The sequence below is a fragment of the Chamaesiphon sp. OTE_8_metabat_110 genome (assembly GCF_031382685.1).
Lineage (GTDB): Bacteria > Cyanobacteriota > Cyanobacteriia > Cyanobacteriales > Chamaesiphonaceae > Chamaesiphon.
The window spans coordinates 1-16,297 of the sequence record NZ_JANMZA010000198.1; the positions used below are offsets into that span (position 1 = coordinate 1).

15 protein-coding genes and 1 tRNA gene are annotated in these 16,297 nt (G+C 43.4%); 6 read left to right on the plus strand and 10 right to left on the minus strand.

Translation table 11 applies throughout. The annotated features are described in order from the left end of the window. The 5 genes from RMO52_RS07365 to cas6 form a co-directional block, all read right to left on the minus strand. On the minus strand, window positions 1-1,020 hold a 1,020-nt coding region (locus tag RMO52_RS07365; protein ID WP_310412390.1), incomplete at its 3' end, for a serine/threonine-protein kinase. Window positions 1,021-1,138: 118 nt separating this feature from the next. Beyond that, the gene (cas5, locus tag RMO52_RS07370) at window positions 1,139-1,753 is read right to left on the minus strand and encodes a type I-MYXAN CRISPR-associated protein Cas5/Cmx5/DevS (protein WP_310412393.1); all 615 of its coding nucleotides are present in this window, start codon (window positions 1,751-1,753) and stop codon (window positions 1,139-1,141) included. Next, window positions 1,750-2,769 (minus strand): hypothetical protein, encoded by a 1,020-nt coding sequence (locus RMO52_RS07375; RefSeq protein ID WP_310412396.1) that lies wholly within the window; start codon window positions 2,767-2,769, stop codon window positions 1,750-1,752. Before RMO52_RS07375 ends, cas5 begins: the two co-directional genes overlap by 4 nt. A 2-nt stretch (window positions 2,770-2,771) precedes the next feature. Continuing rightward, the gene (gene cas8a1, locus RMO52_RS07380) at window positions 2,772-4,268 is read right to left on the minus strand and encodes a type I-MYXAN CRISPR-associated Cas8a1/Cmx1 (RefSeq protein ID WP_310412399.1); all 1,497 of its coding nucleotides are present in this window, start codon (window positions 4,266-4,268) and stop codon (window positions 2,772-2,774) included. After that, complete coding sequence (gene cas6, locus RMO52_RS07385) at window positions 4,240-4,938, minus strand: type I-MYXAN CRISPR-associated protein Cas6/Cmx6 (protein ID WP_310412402.1); 699 nt, start codon at window positions 4,936-4,938, stop codon at window positions 4,240-4,242. The genes cas8a1 and cas6 overlap by 29 nt, the downstream gene beginning before the upstream one ends. A gap of 194 nt (window positions 4,939-5,132) precedes the next feature. On the opposite strand from cas6, the gene RMO52_RS07390 reads away from it, so the two are divergent. Next, a complete protein-coding gene (locus RMO52_RS07390; RefSeq protein WP_310412405.1) occupies window positions 5,133-6,488 on the plus strand; it encodes a TniQ family protein in 1,356 nt (451 codons plus the stop codon). A gap of 83 nt (window positions 6,489-6,571) precedes the next feature. On the opposite strand, the gene RMO52_RS07395 is transcribed toward RMO52_RS07390, so the two are convergent. Next, window positions 6,572-6,656: transfer RNA gene (locus RMO52_RS07395), tRNA-Ser, on the minus strand. After that, window positions 6,620-6,832, minus strand: coding sequence for a hypothetical protein (locus RMO52_RS07400; RefSeq protein WP_310412408.1), 213 nt, complete (start codon window positions 6,830-6,832; stop codon window positions 6,620-6,622). The genes RMO52_RS07395 and RMO52_RS07400 overlap by 37 nt, the downstream gene beginning before the upstream one ends. Before the next feature lie 192 nt (window positions 6,833-7,024). Here RMO52_RS07400 and RMO52_RS07405 point away from each other — a divergent pair, with 192 nt between their 5' ends. From RMO52_RS07405 to RMO52_RS07420, 4 genes are all read left to right on the plus strand, one after another. After that, window positions 7,025-7,705, plus strand: coding sequence for a hypothetical protein (locus RMO52_RS07405; RefSeq protein ID WP_309738901.1), 681 nt, complete (start codon window positions 7,025-7,027; stop codon window positions 7,703-7,705). A gap of 153 nt (window positions 7,706-7,858) precedes the next feature. After that, on the plus strand, window positions 7,859-8,566 hold the full coding sequence (locus tag RMO52_RS07410) for a hypothetical protein (RefSeq protein ID WP_310412411.1): 708 nt from the start codon (window positions 7,859-7,861) through the stop codon (window positions 8,564-8,566). 82 nt (window positions 8,567-8,648) lie between these two features. Beyond that, window positions 8,649-9,242 carry a J domain-containing protein gene (locus tag RMO52_RS07415; RefSeq protein WP_310412414.1) on the plus strand — a complete coding sequence of 198 codons (594 nt, stop codon included), beginning with the start codon at window positions 8,649-8,651 and terminating at the stop codon, window positions 9,240-9,242. 116 nt (window positions 9,243-9,358) lie between these two features. Continuing rightward, entirely contained in the window at window positions 9,359-10,381 is a 1,023-nt protein-coding gene (locus RMO52_RS07420) for a M28 family peptidase (RefSeq protein WP_310412417.1), read from the plus strand. Between the two features lie 114 nt (window positions 10,382-10,495). On the opposite strand, the gene RMO52_RS07425 is transcribed toward RMO52_RS07420, so the two are convergent. Then, window positions 10,496-10,930: a response regulator gene (locus tag RMO52_RS07425; protein WP_310412420.1), complete on the minus strand. Its 435-nt coding sequence runs from the start codon at window positions 10,928-10,930 to the stop codon at window positions 10,496-10,498. Window positions 10,931-11,587: 657 nt separating this feature from the next. Here RMO52_RS07425 and RMO52_RS07430 point away from each other — a divergent pair. Then, window positions 11,588-13,723 (plus strand): PAS domain S-box protein, encoded by a 2,136-nt coding sequence (locus tag RMO52_RS07430; protein WP_310412423.1) that lies wholly within the window; start codon window positions 11,588-11,590, stop codon window positions 13,721-13,723. Between the two features lie 429 nt (window positions 13,724-14,152). On the opposite strand, the gene RMO52_RS07435 is transcribed toward RMO52_RS07430, so the two are convergent. Then, window positions 14,153-15,241, minus strand: coding sequence for an AI-2E family transporter (locus tag RMO52_RS07435; protein WP_309739226.1), 1,089 nt, complete (start codon window positions 15,239-15,241; stop codon window positions 14,153-14,155). A 189-nt stretch (window positions 15,242-15,430) separates the two neighbouring features. Beyond that, window positions 15,431-16,276 carry a hypothetical protein gene (locus tag RMO52_RS07440; protein WP_310412428.1) on the minus strand — a complete coding sequence of 282 codons (846 nt, stop codon included), beginning with the start codon at window positions 16,274-16,276 and terminating at the stop codon, window positions 15,431-15,433. Window positions 16,277-16,297: the final 21 nt, after the last annotated feature.

The window sequence follows — 16,297 nt, forward strand, 5'->3', positions numbered from 1 at the left end:
TTTGAATCTTGGTTCTGAATTGTCCTCTGGACACGCTACGCGATTCTCCAAAGGAGACGCTACGCGAACGAAAGCTGCCAGTAACAGGGCAACTTCTTTGTCCCTTCCATACAATTTTTGCGGGATTTGAAATCGATCGACAACATCTTGAAGTGCTAATTGAATCCGATCGATCCGACCGATTTCTGCTAAATGACGAGCGCAATATTCTAAATCTGCTTTAATCCCCCAACCACTCTGATAGCGATCCTCCGCATTTTTCGCCATCAGTTTGAGCACGATCTCGGAAATAGGTTCGGGGATCGCTGCATTCAGTTCGTGCGGCGACACAGGTTGTTTGGCAATATGACAATGGACTAGCTCCAGCAGATCTGTGGTGGGAAACGGCAGATGTCCGGTGAGCAGTTCGTAAAACGTGACACCGAGCGAGTAAAAATCGGTACGATAATCGATCGATCGATTCATCCGTCCGGTTTGTTCTGGAGAGAGATAAGCGAGTGTGCCTTCTAACCCATGCGGACTTTTGAACGTCGGATTCGTGCGGCTAAATTGGGTAGCAATCCCGAAGTCGATAATTTTGACAACGCCAGTATCCAGATTGAAGACAATGTTTCCAGGGTTGATATCCTTGTGAATGACACCAGCAGCGTGGATTTTGCCCAGAATATCAGTGAGTTCTATAGCAAGACGCAGAAAAGTGGCTAAGGGCATGGGGCAGAAAGTCTCTGGGTGCGATCTCATCCACCGCTCTAGAGATTCTCCACCAAAGTCTTCCAAGAGCATGACGAGCGTGCGTTGGTAGTCCCGCTGGCTATATGCCTTAACGACTCCTTCTAGGTCAAGAGAGCGGGTGATTTGATATTCTTGTCGGTAGCGAGTCAGTTCTTGGGGAGAGGGATAATCTTGCTTGAGCATTTTGATGACGATCGCTAGCCCATCATCTGCGATACCCCGATACACCAGAGAATTAGCACTTTCGTAGATCTTGTCTTGGATGGCAATACCAGCTAGAGCAATCATAGAACCTCTCTGGATCGGTATGAGGTAGCATATCTTAAACTATACTCTAGCTTTACCAGAAGAATCGATATAAAGCCTCTCCCTTCAGAGGTAAATTAGACAGGGATTATTCATTATTTCAATTTTCCTCTCTCGGTTCTTTGCATCCAGATTCCAGAATTTTGTAGCGTTCCCATCGAGTTCCCATTGACCCTACATGGTCTACCCAATAAGGTAAAGTCAACCAGCCAAATCGATCGCGCATCAACCACTGTAACTTATCCCCTTCGTAGCCATTCGGCAGCAGATCGATCGAATCCACAAGATGACTGCTTTCGCCTAAACACAGACTACCAAACCGCTCTATCGAACTAGGATCTGCTAATCCCTGCTGAATTCGTCGAGCTAGATTTGGCTCAGACTTATCTTGACTAGCATCAATCCAAACCACCATCTCTATTTCAGTCAGGATCTCCTGATAATCTGGGCGAGAATTTTCTGGAGAACTGAGATCCTGCCGCTTAAATCGACGAATCTTCCTCAATACTACCGATTTTTCTGGAATCGAAAGGAATGCCATTGCCAATCTTACTCCACAATGCCGATTTCGATTTACTTCTCCTACCATCGATAACAACATCCCATATACAGAAGAAGGTGGGGGGACTGGATAGCTAGCGATATAATCTTTTGCCCTCGACTCGCGAAAACTAGCAACTGGGACTTCAACGCTCAAAACGATCGGATCTTTCATTTTTGCTCGATCCCCAAATCCGCACACATTTTTTGCTTTAAATCTGCGATCGCCGCTGCTGGATTTTCAAATAGGTGAACTCCCTCCATTTCAAATCCCTCAGCGAGATCCCCAGCAATCCATACCTCTGTGGGATCGATCCGACCATTCTGCATTCTTTTCAACAATTTAGGACACGTCGGATCGTCATGTTTTGCATCGATCGAATAGAGATGACGCGAACAGGAATCGTGAGTCCAGCGTAAAATTAGGCTATTAGGTGAAAAATCATAGAGACATCCTGAATTACTACCGCCAACTCGACGGAGAGAATTAATGCCTTCCAGAACGTTGAAGATACGTTCCCGAACTTTAAGAGAATCGGGGGTAATTGAAAAGCAATATTGGTAGTGAGTTGAATGAAATTGTGCAGAGTGAAGCGAGGCAATGTCTTTTTTACCTCCATAAGCACTATGCAATACATCACGATCGTAAGGCGTGGTGGAAATAGCTCTGCTCATATCTAACGCACCTTTTCGAGGAATTCCCTTCCCTTTTGGCTTTGGTAAATACTCCTCTTTGGCTGGAGAGTCATCTGACTGTAAATCGATATCATCACTCGTTGTTTCTCTGTCCCGATTGGATTGAGAAATTTTCTGGGCTTTTTCTATTTTTAGATAGCCCATAACGTCATCATCGACATACAGATTTGGATTGAAATTAGCATCCTTATAATGATAGATATCATCTGGATTTTCATCGTTCACAGTTCTATTCAAACTTAACTTCTGTTCTTGCCAGAACCGTCTCATCGCAAATTTAATTGCCTCAGCCGAGACAGTTGTATGAATTTGCCCTTTCCAGTGAATCTTTGGTAGGGGCAGGAGATTACCGATATTTCTGTCATGATTATTGGAAGCTAATCCATATTCAGTTAATATATTTCCATGTAAATGCCACATAGTTTCATCTACTTCTAAGCCGCAAAGTGTTAAATTTTCATGGGTTGATAATTTTTTTGTTACCATCTTCGCCATCTTTATGTTTTTGGGGTTTTCGGTGCGTGTTCATAAGTTACTAATGAGAGTAAAGCTAAGTCCTTAAATAGCTCCCAATCGCCCTTAACTACGATCGATGGCAGTAGATCGTCGATATCATTAAAATCTGCGACATTATCATTGCACCCAGACCAAAATCTTACCAACCATTGGCGGAAAGATTTTTCATCGTCACAAATAATAATTTCATGGCGAATTCTTTTTCTCAATTTATCAAACTGAATGTAATCATTACGTTCGGCTTTTTCATAAAGCTTGGCAAATTCAGTTCTCAAAGCTTTATGACAGGCAACAATGAAAACTTTATAGTTTTTCAGATCGATCGATTCATTATCATTCATGATGTCCTTGAGATGAGATATATTAATACTTAATTCTGTCCAGTAGTTAGCATCAGTGGCAATTTCAGTTAAACCTCTAAAAAAAGGAGAACCACGGATAATATTTTCAACAATTAACTCCGGTATCTTCGTGGCAACCAAGAAGTGTTTATCTTTTTTGCCTGTAACTACTCGACTGGTTGATAATTTAGTTGTTAATTGCTGGTATCGATCGAGGATGTCATCTCGCACTTCCATTACTTCTACGCTACTTCTGAGTCTCTGTTGTTTCGCCCATACCTCTGATTGGAAGGTAACAATCTGACAACTAGTAATTCGATGACTGTCAATTTTATTTATCTGCCGATCGCGCTCGAAGAATCGCCATCCAGCCTCGATTGAATGAAGAATACATCGATCTTGATAATTGACGTTTACCATTGACGAGAGACTTTTAGTCGCTTCAATGAGATTAGTAATCGCAGGAATTACCACAACTATTCGTGGATCGCTGAAGAAGCCTTTGTTTGGGAGAAAGAAGAATTGACAGGCTAGAGGTGCAAATAGCAAAGCCAGTGCTAATTCTGGTGGCTCTCTGAAAATTGTAGCCTTTTCATCGACGTTATGACGGACGGTTGCCCCAGGATAAAGCCAACTCTTGATTCCAATTGATTCGGTTTTCAGTCGTCCTTTGCGATCGCATAAGTCCTTTGTGAAATTCTGGTGTGAGTAGCTATCAAGCTTCTTATAGTCAATTTCAACATTTTTCCCCTCAGTTAAGATTGTAGCAGCGGCATTACCAGCAGGTTTCCTAGATAGCCCATGCTGTAAAAAAGATTTAGTTATCCCTTGATGTACGGCTACTCGTACAGAAATATCCATATCCTTTGATACTAATCCAGTCAGCGAAATCAGTCCATCTCCATCAATTTTGAAAGACTCGCTCAACAACCATGCTAGAGCGACCGCATCATCACCCGTCCAAAATAGTTCGATTTTGATTTCATCCGACAACCAGCTCAACCCAGCCGGACGTTGATGAGGTTGAGGATAAAGTTCTTCTAACCGATTTAAAGTCATTGCCAACCCAGTTATTCCAGCACTGTGCAGCATTGTCAATCGCCGATCGTCAAGCTGGAGCGTCATTTTTGGTTTCATTATTATTTACGCTCTGCACTGGTACGAACATTCCACAACCCATCTTGCGTTTTCCGCCGAGTCCTTCTTGTTGCAAGATTAAAGAATCGATCGGATTTAGATTCGTAACGGTCAATCCAAAACCCATCACCGTAAAGCCTCTGACTTTAATAGTTTTATATTTTGTTTGCCCATTAGGGCGATCGTTCAGTGCAATGTCACCCTTAATATTCAGTTCATCGATTTGCCTTTGACATGAGGCTAAAAAAAGATCGGATTCAGTAGCATTTTTGATTACTATTAGTCTAGAAGTTAGACTCGGAGACGGATTGAGCAAACTGATGCTGACTTCACCCAGTTGTAATTCATAACTACCCACAATCAGAGAGTGACCTTCTAACCGATAAGCAATCCCAACAGCTTGAATTGGCAACCGCAATCTCAGCTTTGACTTGTTACTGAGGTGCAGGATTGTCTTATTTTTCCGATCTGGGCTGCCATTAATTCCAAAAATTCCAATCTTTAGACTCGGATCGTGCAGCACGATTTGCTTGCGAGAAAGGGCTGAGAATAGCTCATAAGAATGGTCTAGATGAATGCGATCTCCGTTGACTGCTAGCGTACAGTCAACGACTTCTGGCTGCCAAGGAACTATTTCTCGATCGAGTAGATGACCAGACTGCTTTGACATAGGCTTGCCGACAGATTTAGTATTTACGATCTATAGTAAGCATATCCTAATTCTCTGATATGTAGTGTAAAATCTTTATGCGCGACAATCGATGTTTAACAAAGTTTTTATTGGCGATCGAAACTTCACAAATTCCTGAATTTGCTTTCTTTTATGGGATTGACCAACTTTCAAGATGAGAAGTGGAGCTTACCATGTACGATACGTTAGATCTCTGCCAGCCTTCAATTCCACCCAGAAGCATTTTGTACCAACTCCCACCTATTGGGATTGGCACTACTACCGTGGAAAGTCTAACTAGCTATCTTACTAGGTTAGCTGTCAGCCATACCGTAACAGTTGGTGCGTTACTCGAATACGAAGTTGCTCGGTTAATAGATAAGAAATATGGTGCTGCCAATCTCCAGAGTATTTCTCGCCTGCGTGGTGCTGTAAATAGCGTTGGCTCTATGACTAGAGATCTCGTGTGTGCCTTAGAACAACTTACCATGCAGCAAGATTTGCACTTGTTAACGATGTTAAGCTTTGGTGAGATCGTTCCCAGCAGGAACTTGTTTCGAGATGTCAGGTCATGGTGCCCTCTGTGTTACCAGGAGTGGCACGAACGAGGTGATATCTTGTATGAGCCGCTGATATGGTCGCTCAAGCCAGTTAAGTACTGTTCGACCCACAAAACAGCTCTTGTCAATAAATGCCCAAACTGCCAGCAGCACAATCCACCATTCAGTGGAAAATTTCAACTGGGCTTTTGTTCGCGGTGCCACTCTTGGCTAGGTCAAGTTTCTGGCAAGAAAGCATCTATGGATCGGGAGGATACAGAGCTAGAATTATGGCGAGTAGAAGCTGTAGGGGCATTACTAGCACTAGGGATTAAATCTAGAGATAAATTGTCTGCTGCCCATATTCCCTCACAATTATCTATGCTTGCTAATGAAGCTACAGCAGGCAATCTTGCGGCATTATCTCGACGACTAAAAATTCCTAAAAATACGTTATGGCTCTGGTATAGCGGAGATGTTATACCATCATTAAAATCTTCACTTAGTATCTGCGGTCATTTCGATATCGCCCTGTTTCAATTTTTCACTGGAGAAATGGGAGAGCGGCCAAGTCTGGACAATTGGCAAGTACCCAAGCGACAATCCTTAACCACCGCTTCTAGTCAGTCATTCGATCTGGATGTAGCTCGTCTTTTCCTGGAGCAAGTACTATCCCAGAAGATGTCACCACCACTCTCAGTAGTAGAGGTATCGCGCAAGCTGGGATGCAATCGTCGAATCCTTTACAAATATTTCCCCGATCTATGTTCGGCGATTGCCACTATCTATAAAAACTATCTCCAAAAATCATGTCAGGAGAATTTAGTCTCTTGTTGCTCTCAGGTGGAGCAGATTGTCGCTCAACTGCACAGGGAAGGTCAGTATCCCAGTGAAAGCCGAGTTTCCCAGTTAATGGATAAGCCGAACTTCTTGCGTTACGCGCAAGTTCGGTCTGTTTTAAGAGCGGCAAAAAGTAATGGTGAAACTACGACGTTTCATGTGGAACCATAACTTTGCCATTCCAGACTGGAAGCATAAGCTTGCCGTTGCGGCAAAGTTATGGGTTAAGTCACACTAGTCTTTAATTACTGTAACGGAGAGGGTGAGATTCGAACTCACGGAAGCTTTCACCTCATCCGATTTCAAGTCGGACGCATTCGACCACTCTGCCACCTCTCCACATGCCAGCACTCTATCATAGCACGATCGGAGATCGGTGCGAAACCCGATCGCCCAAAATTTTTGCGATCGAGCTGACGATTTGGCGATCGCAGCTCAGTAGAGCCTAGTCGAGCGGTTAGAGCTTCGCTCGGGCAATCCTTGGCGACTGCCGATGTCGAGATAACTCTGCTCAAACCTTCATTAGTGGCTCGATCGTCGATAGATGCGATCGAATGTGCCGTAGCCGTTTCTAGAGTATCATCATCCCACTTTTTCCGACTTTAAGTGCCGATTTTTTCCGCCCAAATCCTGGTAGAGACTGGCTTAGACTAAGAATACCGGAATTTCAGCAACATCGATCGAATCACACGGAATAGTCACAGATTATGGAAAATACTAATACTCTAGTTTATTTACTCAAAGATCGATTTAGTTTCATCGATGAGATTCACAACAGTGAGAAGCTCAATAGTAAAATTTTCTCGCTCCTATTTACTAGCTTTAGTTGCTTTGCGATTTATGGTGCAATTATTGGGGCGACCAATAGTGCGATACCGATTCAGATTCTTTCTTCAGCAGTTAAGTTACCAGCTTTATATCTGATTACACTAATTGTTTGCTTGCCCACACTCTACATTTTCAATGCCTTCTTTGGATCTCGCAGTACGATTCGGCAACATTGGGCTTACTTGTTATCGGCAATTACAGTTATTTCTGTTTTGCTGTGTGGATTTGCACCAGTTACTTTATTCTTTTTGTTGACTATTAATGACAAATTGTTTTTTCTATTATTAAACGTAGCCATTTTTGCGCTTACTGGCATCTTGGGCGTGTCCTTTTTGTATCGAACGATGAAACCAACAGCATTAGAAGAACAATCTGGAAATGTTAAGATCCGGAAAAATATTCTCAAATTCTGGTTAGGGTTATATGGATTTGTCGGCACTCAATTAGGCTGGACACTCAGACCATTTTTTGGGACTGGGGGCACTTTTGAAATCTTTCGCCCGCGCGAAGGTAGCTTCTTTACGGCAGTCTGGCAATCGTTACACCAAATAGGATGGTAAGTTAATTATTTATTAATAATTATTAATTAATAATTGGGTTTTCAGGGTGGAATTTGCTTTGTGCATTTTCGGTATTCTTGTTTAAGCAGAAACTATCGACGATATTATTAAAATATTTCAATCGTAGATCGATAACTAAAGAGTAGATATATTGTGGATGAAATTACTAAATTAATTATTTCGCGATCGACTGTAGAATCGATCGGGCAACAAGAGATCGGTTCGCTGACAATCGGTTTTGCATGGCGAAAAGATGTGTGGCAAAAACCACACAAAATCATTCAGGTATTATTGCTGCAAGTTATCGCCATTAGTATCAGCTTTACGGCATTAATGCTGCCGATCGATCGAGTATTAGCTATTTATTGCCCGCCACAGTCTCAGCAAGCACGAGTAGTCAACCTAGTCTGGATCGACGGAGCGATAACAGCGATGATTTTAATCGGTGCTAATCGGTGGATGTATCGACGTGGCAAACAATTACATAAACTGCTAAAACTTATCGAACAAATCGAGCATTACAATCAAATTGTGATGGAAATTGATACACTAGAAACACTGGCTAGAATTGTCAACAACTGCCCCGTTGGCGTAGCCTCTCAGAATGAGAATCGAGTACCAGCCAGTATCTTAGAAATTCTGGCAAAAACTCGTCACAATTTACTCATAGCACTCCAAATAGAGTCACATTCCGAGCGATTGTGCCAACAGCCCAATTCATCGGAACTAATGCTAGGAATCTCTCACAATCTTATCGATCTCCAAAATTTAGCCAGCCAACCACAATTAGTAGAATATGGCACACTACTCACTCAAGCCTGGGAAATTGGGATGAGTGTCTATGATGAAACCAATCTCTAGCAATGCTCTGAGTAGTGAATCCACTGAGGCAGGACGTATATCCGCTCGGATATAATTGGAGTGAGATAGAGTGCGATTCGGAATGCTTAGTAATAATATTAGTGTCGAAAAATCTTACGAATTATTTGGATTGAACTCCTCAGCCTCGATCGAGCGCATTAAAGCAGTCTATCGTCAGATGGCTAAAAAAATTCACCCAGATCTCAATCCTGACGATCCAACTGCACGCGATCGATTTAACACTCTCAATCAAGCATATCAGGTACTTTTAGCAACACATGCCCAGATCGATCGCCCCGAGTCTGTCGATCCAGCACCAGCCGCTAACAGCGATGTGCGCGTCGATCGAGTAGTCGATTCGTCGCTGTCGCCTCAAGACTTGGAGCTAAAAAAAGAAGTTTTTGAAAACCTTGATAAGTTAGTCCGTCAAGAAAATTTTGTCAAAGCAGTCTCGATCGTGGACATGTTGGCTAAAGTTGTGCCTAACTGTGCAGAAATATCGAAAAAGCAATCCGAAATGTACTTCAAATACGCTCAAGATCTCATCAATCGCCGAGCGCAACTCGTGCTAGCCCGCACATATCTGAAAGAATCACTCCGCATCGATCCTCACAACCAACAACGTTGGCAAGCTGTCAATCGAGAATTCAATCGCATCGAACGGTTATTAAAATAGGTGGGGAGATGGGAGATGGGAGATAGGAGGAGATGGATGGCAAAATCTTCAAAAAACGCGATCGATGATATTATAATGTCTGGATAGGTATGTGCTGTCTTGTACCTGCGAGAACTGTGAATTTCAAACTAATCGATTCTACGTCCTTCAAAAGACTAGCCATTCTCATCATCATTATTGCCGCTATCCTCATCTTTGGATGGTCGTTAATGGTCTGGATGCCAGGAGTGAGTTATCGTCAAGCATTACCACCACTAACAGCGACCGAGATCCAACTCAAAGATCGACTCACCAGCGATGTGCAGACCTTAGCCGTCAAGATCGGACGGCGGAATGTCGATAACTATCAAAACCTAGTTGCAGCAAAAGACTTCCTGAATACCGAACTAGCACAAGCTGGATATACAGTTTGCGAGCAGGAGTATACCGTAGCAGGTAAAAGCTATAGCAACCTCGAAGTCGAAATCCCCGGTAGTAGTCGTGCTGACGAAATCTTAGTAATTGGCGGACACTACGATAGTGCCCTCACTAGTTCCGATGCCAACGATAACGCTACTAGCGCAGCGGCAGTCCTCGCTCTCGCTCGGGAATTTGTCGGAACCAAGCCGCTGCGGACATTGAGATTTGTCGAATTTACCAACGAACAACCGCCCTTTTTCGGGACTAAAAACATGGGCAGTTTGGTTTATGCCCAAGCTGCTAAACAACGCGGCGACAAGATCGTGGGGATGTTCGGTCTACAAACATTAGGGTATGCTACCGATACCGCTCAGCCCCAAAAATATCCACCGCCACTCAACTTTTTAGGTTTCGATCGAGGCAATGTTATCGGTTTTGTCAGCAATATTGCTTCGCGGGAATTACTGCGCAATACGATCCGATCCTTTCGCGCTCAAGCTCAATTTCCCTCCGAAGGCTTAGCTTTGCCCGGTTTGATTCGGGGCATCGGGTCGGATAGTCGATCGTTTTGGCAACAAGGTTATCAAGCTGTAACGATCGCCGATACCGCGCTTTTGGAGTATCCGCCGGATCGAATCGATCGCGACACAATCGCCAAAATTGACTTTGAGCAGCTTTCCCGGATGACTTATGGCATCAGCAAGGTAATTCGAGATTTCGTAGGTCTACCGACGATATAAGTAGGTAGGCGCAATTATTTATAAAATAAATTATGCCTGAAACCTAGTTGGTGGGCACTGCCCTACTGTATAACTGAAGTTAATTATTAATTATTAATTATTAATTATTAAAAGCTAGTTCATCTCACATGCCGTCCAGTAGTCATTAAGTACTACTATTAGTTCGACAAACTTGTCATAAGTAGATGGCTTTTTCAGATAGCCAGAGACATTTAATTCGTAAGCATCTGTTAAATATTTCTTTTCGTCAGACGTGGTAATGATAATTACTGGAATACGTCCGATCTCTGCATCAGATCTTAACTGTCTCAAAAAATCTAAGCCATTCATCGCTGGCATATTTAGGTCTAGCAGGACAAGTCGCCGATCGGACGGAATAAGAGCAGGTTCTCCAGTTTTGCCACGTAACATCGCCAAAGCCTCACTGCCATTGCCAGCGATATACAAAGGATTAGTAATTTTACTTTGTTTGAAAGCTCTCTGTACGGTCATCACATCTACTTCGTCGTCTTCGACTAGCAGAATGTTCAATCTTGAATTTTTGAGCATTTTAATTGTAAAATTCCAGGGGTTTAAAATCTTTGTTATATTCACTAATTGTTACATTCACACAGATTTTTGATATCTATCATTAGGAATATTATGCGGATTTATTAATTGCTGAATTTCTAAATATTTTCGATCGTATTAAAATCAACGTTTGTACTTTACTAAAAAATAAGCCCCTCAAACAACCGCTCCGTAATACTTCGATCGACGATCGCCTGAGTCAAGCTTTGTCAGAATACCTCAAACGATAATTCAGTTAAGAAGATTTAAGCTAGTCGCACGGGCAATGCACTACCGAAAATCGAGTGTTGTTGGTACTCACTTCAAGGCAGTATTAAATTCTGCATCATCGTTGCTAAATAGCCCTCAGCAACATTTATTTTGATGAATTGCAAATCTTAATTAAAATTTATCTGTAACTTTTGGTGGGGATTTCTAAGTACAAACATGGATCCAGTCATTACGATTGCCTCATCACCACTAGTTATCAGCAATATATTACACATGTAGTTATTGCGGTATACGTCTATATTTACGATCTAGAGCGAAGAGACCGAGCATTCCCCATTAGAATGTAGTTAATGTGTGTGGTGAATTAATAGTTGCAACAGATATAGTTAGAAATTTTCAGACAGCAATTAATTTGGGCAGCCAGTTATGACCGACCGAGCTTATACAGTGCTGATTGTTGATGATAACCCGATCGATCGCGAGCTGTATCGACTTTTTCTCACGACCAATTTAGATGCTGCTTACTACTTATTAGCAGCAGAGCTAGCAGCGGAAGGATTGAATCTGTGTCGCACGCAGGTAATTGATGCTATTTTACTCGCTCATTCGCTGCCCGATGGGCTAGCTTTTATCGCAGCGCTGCAAACTCAGAGTAATAACAGTAATCCGCCGATTATTGTGATGACTGGGGTGGGAGACGAGAGAGTTGCTGTAGCAGCAATTAAATTGGGTGCTGCTAAGTGTTTAGTTAAGCGCCACCTCACAGCAGAATTATTAGACTCAAGCATCCAAACTGCGATCCAAGATGCTCGGGTCGAGCTGACGCCGCAAAAAAAGACCCAGCAGATTGCCAAGATCTGGGAAAGCATGACTGACGCATATATTAGCCTCGACACTAATTGGCAGATTGTTTATGCCAATCCAGCCGCAGCCGAACTAGTTCGTCAATTAATGGATCTCAAACCTTCAGCATTTCTCGGTCGGATTTATTGGGACGTTTTTCCCTGGTCGGTAGGAACTATTGTCGAGCAGGAGTATCGACGGGCGGCGATCGACCGAATAGCGGTACATTTTGAAGTATTATATGCGCCAACTCAAACATATTTTGAGATTCACGCCGAGCCTACCGCTGAAGGTTTAGGAATTTATTTTCGCGATCTTACTGCACACAAGCAAGTCGAAGCAGAGCGCGACAGGTGCTTCGATCTATCATTAGATTTGACGATTATTACCGATTTTGAGGGGACGTTTCTCAGATTGAATCCAGCAGGGGAAAAAACATTGGGTTTTACGCAGGCTGAATTAGGCTCGCAGTCGTATCTAGAATTAGTTCATCCTGACGATTGGGAGCGGACTAGTGCCACCCTTGAAGCGCTAAGGCTCGGTGAACCTAAGAGCGATTTTGAAAATAGATATCGTTGTCAAGATGGCTCGTATCGCTGGTTATCATGGAGTGCCACACCTTATCCAGAAAAAAATCTAATTTATGCAGCCGCGCGAGATATTACCGAACGAAAACATTACGAGCAAGAGCGCGACAGGTTTTTTAATTTATCGCTCGATTTACTAGCAATTGCTAATTTTGATGGCTATTTTATCCGGATAAATTCATCATGGAATCGAGTTTTAGGCTTTACTAATACCGAATTAATGATGCGACCATATTTAGATCTAGTCCATCCTGACGATCTGCAAAGTACGATCGAAGCGGCTCAAAGTCTCAGCACGGGGGACTCTGTTGTGAGTTTTGAAAACCGCTACCGCTGTAAAGATGGGTCTTACCGCTGGCTATCTTGGAGTTCCTTGCCTGATGTGGAAAAAGGTGTAATTTACGCGATCGCGCGCGACACAACCGAGCGTCAAAAAATTCAAGCTGCTTTAGAAGAACGCAACCAAGAACTAGATAGTTTCGCTCAGGTTGTTTCTCACGATCTCAAAGCGCCCTTACGAGCAATTGCCAATCTTTCCCAATGGATCGAAGATGATTTGGCAGGATCGCTCTCAGCTGTAAATCAACAGCAAATGCTATTATTGCGCAATCGAGTTCATAAAATGTCCGCAATAATTGATGGCTTACTCGACTATGCCCGGATTGGGCAAGTAACAAACTCCAATGAATTAGTCGCAGTCGATCGATTACTGGCTGAAGTCATCGAATCAATTGCACCGCCACCGACATTTAAGATCGAGATTGCGGCAAATATGCCAACGATCGATGCTAAAAAAATCTTATTATTTCAGGTGTTTTCTAATCTAATTGGTAACAGTATCAAACATCACGATCGACTTGATGGCTCGGTAAAAATATCGATGCAAAAAGTACCAAACTTTTATGAGTTTATCATTGCCGATGATGGACCGGGAATCGCCCCTAAGTATCAAGATGATATTTTTACTATTTTCCAAGCTGTAAATCCTCAAAATCGCGCCGATAGTACGGGGATCGGTTTGGCGATCGTGAAAAAGATCGTTCGAGCGGTGGGTTGTGATATTAGATTAGAATCTCAAGTCGGTAAAGGTACGACATTTTATTTCACTTGGCCGAGTATTTCACGTTGCTAAGTTAGTGAATAGTGGATAGTGAATAGTGAATAGTGAATAGTGGATAGTGGATAGTGGATAGTGGATAGTGAATAGTGGATAGTGGATATTAGTTGCTTTAAGCTCCGATGCGATTAAAAGTTAGCTCGATCGATGATAGCAGCAAAGCGATTTGAAGCTGCACAACCTCTTGAGAGGAGCTAGCAGGAGGAGGTATTTTAAACTGATAACTGCTTACTTTCTTGCCATTTTTAAAATGTTTGCTCATAGTATCGATCGGCTAATAGATTTGATATCGCTAGTGCTGCTGTATCAATCTTAATTAATCTATGCGATCGGCGGCTCTGTCTTAAGTTCTCTAAATTAAAGATTAAACTATACATAAAGAGGTAGAAACCTACTCAATAGACTTCCTGTGCAAGTTAGGGGAAAGGGGAAACCATAACACGATTATGAGGGTGGATTACTGACAAGCACGGCATCTGAAGTAGCACCTCTCAATTGTTGGCGAAGCCGCTCTCTGAGCGCGTCAGCAATTCGCTTGATAAACCCCGCGCTCGGCACTGCTAAAAGTAATCCGAGAATACCGCCTACTTGCGATCCTAACAATACCGAGATGAACACAACTGCGGGATTGAGTCCCGTCATCCCACTCATCAACCGAGGCGCGATCGCATTTTCAATAATCTGACCGACGACGACCGCCACTAGCAAAACTTTAAGTCCCAGCCAAATGTTTTGCAGCGCTAGCAGCGAGCTAATCACAATAATCGTCAGGGTACCGCCAAAGGGAATCAGACTGGCAAAGCCAATCGTCAAGCCAAATAGCAACCCAAACGGAATCTGAAGTAGTAAAAATACAGTTACCAGCGACACACCTTGAATCGTAGACACGATCGCCTGACCCGCGAAATAACTCTGAAAACTTTGCCGGAGCGAATCTTGAATCTGTTGATTCCAAGGTGCGGGCAACCAACTCAGTAAGCCGTTCCACAAGCGGGTGCCACTAAATACTAATAAAACGGTCAGTACGACAGTTAAGAGCAAATTTAAGGCACTATTAATCGTATCCACAGCGAGAAAGAGCGCTTGACGCGAGGCTAATTGGAGGGTTTGAGTGACTCGCTCGGTCAAGCCAGCGGTTAAAGTAGTGAGATCGACTGGCAAGTCTTGGAAGATCGGCTGCGTACTCAGAGTAGCGACTTGCACCTGTGCGGCTGTCAACCAAGCGGGTAAACGATTGGCAAATTCCTCCAACTGTCTAAACACGATCGGCAGTAGCCCAAAACCGATCGCTCCTACCAAGGCAATGGCAACCACCAACACCAATCCAATTGCCCAAGCTCGTGCTAGTCCACGTCTTTCTAGGAACGCGATCGGATAATCTAGTAAAAACGTCACCAAACAAGCCGCAATGACGATACTAGAAATCGGTTGTAAGGAATGATAGAGTAGCCCGATCAGCCAACCATTTAGAAAAATTAACGGAAAGGCTAAACTAACTTTAAGCCATCGAGGTAGTTTTTGGTAGGGCAGCATTTTTAGTCGTTGCTAGCTGAGGTGACACGATCCCAAAACGATCTATTTATATTTAGTAGTCAACAATACTCATTTTTCTGCATCTTCCAATCGATAGATATAACTAGCCGAAGTTATTTATTAACCTATTGACGGTTTAGCGAGACAAGATAGCCAAACGCACCAATCCTCTTTCAGCATCGATCGAGCCTATGGCATCCACTCGATTCCCAAACCCACCCGGCTATCGTAGTTTTCCTTGGCATTTTGCTGCTGGATGTCTGTCGATAACCGGAGGTTATTGGTGATGGCATAACCAACAGACAAAGTTGTCAAACCCGTCTCGGTGCTACTACCTAAACCTACCCAGCTCTGGCTGAGGGCGATATCGGCACCACCCCCACGGGACGGTACGAGCATCAGCTTGACGCCGAGATTTAGCCCATCGCGGCTATATTTATCAGTCTGGAGATGGCGAAAGCCGACTAGGGGTGTCACATTGAAATAACCACCCAACGGGAAGAGATAATACTGCACGTCGGCACCGTAAGCACTGCGGCTACCGCCCGAATTGTAATTAGCACTGGCAGAAAGCCCACTGCGCCCGAAGAACACATCATCGACGGCGAGATGAATCCCACCCGTTTGTCCGGTGGAGGGATATTGAGAGTAGCCAACTTTTACCCGCGTCCGAAAACTCGGGTCATTTTTAATATCATCCAGGACATCGGGAATCCCCTTGAGCCATTTTTGCAAGACGGGACTACCATCGATAACTTCGGGACTGATATCGATTGAGTTTGGCTCGGATGGCGGCTGTTTGTCTGTTGGCGGCGAGTTTTGAGCGATACTCGGTAAGATCTGCTCTCGCATGCTGGAGGGGTTGGCAATGCTCGGTAATTGTCCCCAACACCCCAGATAAACGATCGAGCCAATTAAGGTTTGGCAGAGCCGTCCCACATTAAGATGATGATTTCGGTTTAGCAATTTACTTAAAGGCGAGCGCTGATGCGTCGTGCTGATGCTACCTGGATTGATACCGTCATATTCTAACATTGGGGCGAAAAAATTTGCGGT

Excerpts from the sequence above, each read along its gene's own strand:
- cas5 (WP_310412393.1), bottom strand. The coding sequence starts at position 1,753 with ATGAAAGATCCGATCGTTTTGAGCGTTGAAGTCCCAGTTGCTAGTTTT.
- cas8a1 (WP_310412399.1), bottom strand. The coding sequence starts at position 4,268 with ATGAAACCAAAAATGACGCTCCAGCTTGACGATCGGCGATTGACAATG.
- cas6 (WP_310412402.1), bottom strand. The coding sequence starts at position 4,938 with ATGTCAAAGCAGTCTGGTCATCTACTCGATCGAGAAATAGTTCCTTGG.
- RMO52_RS07425 (WP_310412420.1), bottom strand. The coding sequence starts at position 10,930 with ATGCTCAAAAATTCAAGATTGAACATTCTGCTAGTCGAAGACGACGAA.
- RMO52_RS07430 (WP_310412423.1), top strand. The coding sequence starts at position 11,588 with ATGACCGACCGAGCTTATACAGTGCTGATTGTTGATGATAACCCGATC.
- RMO52_RS07435 (WP_309739226.1), bottom strand. The coding sequence starts at position 15,241 with ATGCTGCCCTACCAAAAACTACCTCGATGGCTTAAAGTTAGTTTAGCC.
- RMO52_RS07440 (WP_310412428.1), bottom strand. The coding sequence starts at position 16,276 with ATGTTAGAATATGACGGTATCAATCCAGGTAGCATCAGCACGACGCAT.
- RMO52_RS07415 (WP_310412414.1), top strand. The coding sequence starts at position 8,649 with ATGCTTAGTAATAATATTAGTGTCGAAAAATCTTACGAATTATTTGGA.
- RMO52_RS07375 (WP_310412396.1), bottom strand. The coding sequence starts at position 2,769 with ATGGCGAAGATGGTAACAAAAAAATTATCAACCCATGAAAATTTAACA.
- RMO52_RS07390 (WP_310412405.1), top strand. The coding sequence starts at position 5,133 with ATGTACGATACGTTAGATCTCTGCCAGCCTTCAATTCCACCCAGAAGC.
- RMO52_RS07405 (WP_309738901.1), top strand. The coding sequence starts at position 7,025 with ATGGAAAATACTAATACTCTAGTTTATTTACTCAAAGATCGATTTAGT.